Raw genomic sequence first — 4,389 nt, forward strand, 5'->3', positions numbered from 1 at the left:
TGGGAGTATGCATATCAATTTAATTTATCTAATTTTAGTTTAAAATTAAATGATGATGAAAATTTGATTTTTGAGGATGTTCTGAGAAAATTAGTTGATTATAATATTCTACATATTAATGAGGATAATGAATCATGTGAATTTTTTGATTCGACTTTTTTAATTGAATGGAAAATTTGGTTTTTAAGTTATGATAACAAAAGAATTAAGAGTAATCTTAAAGAATTTCATGATTATAATCAACACTCTTTATCAGACGAATTCATAAATCATGCTGGATTTTTATACAAATATTATCAGAACGAATTAAAATGATGAATTAAGGGTTACAAAAAAATTTATTATCAGGATCAGTATCACGAAAATATCTATGTGGAAAATTTCAAGATCTAATATAGATTTTGCTTTTGACAATAATATCATTTATTACATGCTGCATTTGTTCTATCTTAGGAGGAATACCTGATATTAGTCTAACAATAGCTATTGAATATTTTAAGGAGGGTATTGGGAGGCTTTTTATTGTTTTTATCAATGCCCCCATTGTTTTCATTGGCATGGTAATGAAAAACATTATTCCAGGAATAATCTGTGGTGTATTTGCATTCATGATAAATATGATTGCATACCAAAGGCCATATGCACCATATTACCCTTGGATGAGCCATTCATAATATCTCCCGGAGAGATATATAAGTATTCAACTGGATTGATAACACCTATCTTAATTTTAATAATTGTTTTTAGTGTGGGAGTTATATTGTCTTGGTTTTATCTTTCAAAAAGCGATGTTCCGTTATAATTTTTGAATTAACATTAACACATGCTACTTCAATTGGAAATTGATTCCCAAAGCCATCATCAATTATAAAACTTTTGAAAATCGTTTATTATTACTTATTTTATATAAATAGGATAATAAAAAAGATAATAAACCCCTATTGGAATCTAACACTAATTTAATGATTTCTAAATCGTTTTTTGATTTTGTACATTTGACTTTTTCTGTCGTGAATTCTTGTTGAAATGTTTACAGAAATTCCAAAAAATCCAAGGCTTTAGGACACAATTTTTTCTCAAAAAACTGAACAGTTTAATAATGAAATCGAATAGAAATGTTTATATATACATAATTATAAACTATACATTGGCCATTACCAACTGAAAGCAATATTACGAAGTAAAAGCAATTTTCACAGTCGTACAACTTTTTTTGGGAAGGCCTGAAAATCAAATTTAGAGAGGTAAAATATCAAGAAAGCCGTTAGAAAAAACAGATTATAAAAAAAGGATTATATTATGAATAACGAGCTAATATTATTTTTTAATATAATCCTAAGGTCAGTCGAGAAAAATAGAAATAGTTAAACAGAGCCCTGAAACTTTGTTAAAAATTAATATTTTCCAAAACTTAACCCAATATCTAGTTTATTTTAAGAAATATATAAAGATTATTCAAAATATTAGGTAAATGATGGAAATATTAATTTGCTCCAATACTGTTTTTATTTTTCCAAAGACCTCAACAAGAATGAGCTTTAGACTGTTGATAATATAACCCTAAATAATTGGGAAAAAATAGGAGAAAAATCATGTTAAAAAAAGAGATAGATGGAGTAACATATGTTTATGTGCCAAAGGAGATGTGGGATAGAATATGGGAAATTTTAGACAGAATTGATGAGATAGTGAATAAATATGACCAACACAGCTGAACTGCCCACAAAAGACACAATAACACTTATCATCAACAAAAAGAATGTTGATAAGGTTACATATGTATTCAAAAATCAGTACGGAAATAAGATTGGAGAGCATGTAAACAGACCTCCTGCCACATTATCCCCACAGAGCAATGTCGCAAGGCAGTGCAAACAGATCATGAATCGGAAAGCCAAAACAGACTCGAAGATGCTCAACAACCAGTTCGAAGAAGTGAAACAATTGCTACAGCTCAACTATGAAAATGAACTTTCCTCCATTGAACAGAAAATAGCTGACAAAAAGCAAGCTGAAAAAGAAAAGGATATCATTAAATCAAAGGAAGCTATCACCAAACTGCAGTCAGTGGATTATCCATTGATTTATATTGGAAGTATTGTTGAATGGTTTACAGCAGGTGAGCGAAACAACATACTGTATGCATTTACCGTATATGCAGGACAGGTTATCTTAAAAAATCCTGTGTCAGTGATATGTCTGGGCGAAGCCAGCAGCGGCAAATCCCATATCCAGGAAACCGCATTAAGACTGATTCCAGAAAAATTCATTGTCAATGAAAAGAAAATCACAGAAGCTGCACTGTTCAACCGTGCAAAAAAGGACAGGTATTTCTATGACGGCAAGATTGTCAATTATGGTGATATGGGCGGCGCCAATGACCATGAGTTCATGGAAGAATCCAAAAACCTCATGAAGGAACTTCAGTCAGACGGCTTTCTAAACAAACCATTAAACATTCCAGATGGCGAAGGTGGATGGGAAGTAAAAGATCTGAAACTGGAGGGTCGGCCTTGCCTAACATACACTACCGTACCTAACCACAATTTCGATGAACAGGAAATGAGCAGAAGCATATTCATCACACCAAGAATGGACAACAAGGAAATATTCAACCGCAGAAACAGACTACTGGAATTCAAACATGGTAGGAGCTACAACACTTTAAAAAAATATGAAAATGAAGCTGAACTAGTGCCTTATATGTTATTGCATCTAAAAGAAGTCTTTGAAGATATTGCAATAATAAATCCATATGTCTACTTCGTCATTGACTTTTTAAAGAACTCCGCCTTCTATAAAAGAGATTTCGACAAGTTCAATGGCATTTTAAAAACGATAACTGCCTTGAATTACTATAACCATGAAGTCCATGACGTTGACGGCAAAAAGGTAATTCTAACCAATATTGCAGACGTGCAGCAGTTCATGAGCCTGCTGAATCCATACAAGGAAAGCATATCTGCAAATCTAGCACCCAAGGCCGTTGATGTATTAAACGACATCAGAAACAATATCGATGACTGGAAGATGCAAAAGGAGAGGGTGATGCCTGGCATGGGAATTACAACCAGCGAATACTTCCAACTTCAAAATCTTGAATTAAGCTTAGATTCCGTTAGGAAATACATGTATGAACTGAAAAATCAAGGATTTCTGCAAATAACTGAACGTTTCAGTAACTTCAATATATATGACTTGGCAAAAAGTGAAATTGCACATATCAGCTACAATCTAAAGCACATAGACGATTCTGTATATGAGGATATCCGATATGAAATCGGTGAATGGGTTGTAGAGCTTATGAATGAAGATAAGTTTGTCGAAGGCTTAAGCGTTATGAACTTTGATAGTGAGGTGGAAAAACCAGTTTGGGCAAAAACCATAAAGACTAAAAAGACTTTTAGAAAAGTCTTTGAAAAGCCCTTATTGGAAAAGGATTGAGAATTGTTTTTCAGTTAATTGAAGCATTATCCGATGTTTTTCTATAGGGTTTGTTAATGTGGAAAACTAAAAAAGACCATGAATTTCCAGACAAGTGAGGGGGACTTTTAAAGTTCCTCCCACATACTTTCTAAAGTGCAGTCTTTTTAAAAATATGTTTGATTTAAAAGGCATGAGAACTGTTATTTTCATTGTTAAAGATTTTTGAAGAGTTTTTTAAAAAGACCATTGAAAAAGTCTTTGGGGTCTTTTTGGTCTTTTTTAAATTAGTGAAGTGATTTAATGAAGTCAATAAGACAACAGATAATCGAAGCCAAAAAGGAAAAAACACAAAGGGAAGAGGAATTGTGGTTTGTTGATTACTGCAACAACTGCAAAACTGGATTGGCCTTTAAAAATGATGTCCCATGTCATCATCCATATTACTGCTGGCATGAAGGAGAATCAGCTATTGTTCAATCAGACATTGTCAGAATTGATGAGTTTCGAAGATTACATGGACACATCACAGCACAGATGTATGTTGAATATAAGAAATTGAGAAAAAAACAGCGCCAATTGGTTTGGAAAGGTAGGAGAAAATTGTTGAAAAGTTAATACTGTCGTCAATGTTACCAGTTAGTTTTTTCAGTAATTGTTTTATTTGGACAACAACAATTTTTTTCCAAAAATATTAATGCCCATATTTTCGTGAACCCAGTCACATTTCTTCCATATAAGAGAAATTTTGTTGAATGTCTGCTGAAACTCTTATTGCACGACCTACTTTATTTTTGATCTGTATTGATTTTCTGTCCAAACAAAAGTATTTCCCAATAATTAACCCAATATTAATTGATAATTCTAACACAAACAAGGAAATTAAAACTGAATTAATCAAAAAAACACCATCATATTGACAACCTAAAGAGGGTTAATCATGTAAACTAAAAAAAATATAATTCC

Annotated in this window: 5 protein-coding genes; 4 read left to right on the forward strand and 1 reads right to left on the reverse strand. The window is 32.1% G+C overall.

The window, feature by feature from the left end; translation table 11 throughout:
- A partial coding sequence (locus tag ACKI4K_RS10525) for a hypothetical protein (RefSeq protein ID WP_407424836.1) occupies nucleotides 1-315 on the forward strand: 315 nt, incomplete at its 5' end.
- Nucleotides 316-382: 67 nt separating this feature from the next.
- On the opposite strand, the gene ACKI4K_RS10530 is transcribed toward ACKI4K_RS10525, so the two are convergent.
- A complete protein-coding gene (locus ACKI4K_RS10530; RefSeq protein WP_407424837.1) occupies nucleotides 383-610 on the reverse strand; it encodes a hypothetical protein in 228 nt (75 codons plus the stop codon).
- Between the two features lie 982 nt (nucleotides 611-1,592).
- On the opposite strand from ACKI4K_RS10530, the gene ACKI4K_RS10535 reads away from it, so the two are divergent.
- The 3 genes from ACKI4K_RS10535 (at nucleotide 1,593) to ACKI4K_RS10545 (ending at nucleotide 4,041) form a co-directional block, all read left to right on the forward strand.
- The gene (locus tag ACKI4K_RS10535) at nucleotides 1,593-1,715 is read left to right on the forward strand and encodes a hypothetical protein (protein WP_296871959.1); all 123 of its coding nucleotides are present in this window, start codon (nucleotides 1,593-1,595) and stop codon (nucleotides 1,713-1,715) included.
- Nucleotides 1,699-3,444: a hypothetical protein gene (locus ACKI4K_RS10540; protein ID WP_407424838.1), complete on the forward strand. Its 1,746-nt coding sequence runs from the start codon at nucleotides 1,699-1,701 to the stop codon at nucleotides 3,442-3,444. Before ACKI4K_RS10535 ends, ACKI4K_RS10540 begins: the two co-directional genes overlap by 17 nt.
- Nucleotides 3,445-3,726: 282 nt before the next feature.
- Entirely contained in the window at nucleotides 3,727-4,041 is a 315-nt protein-coding gene (locus tag ACKI4K_RS10545) for a hypothetical protein (protein WP_407424839.1), read from the forward strand.
- The last annotated feature ends 348 nt before the right edge of the window (nucleotides 4,042-4,389 follow it).

The organism is Methanobrevibacter sp. (genome assembly GCF_045644645.1).
Classification (GTDB): domain Archaea; phylum Methanobacteriota; class Methanobacteria; order Methanobacteriales; family Methanobacteriaceae; genus Methanocatella.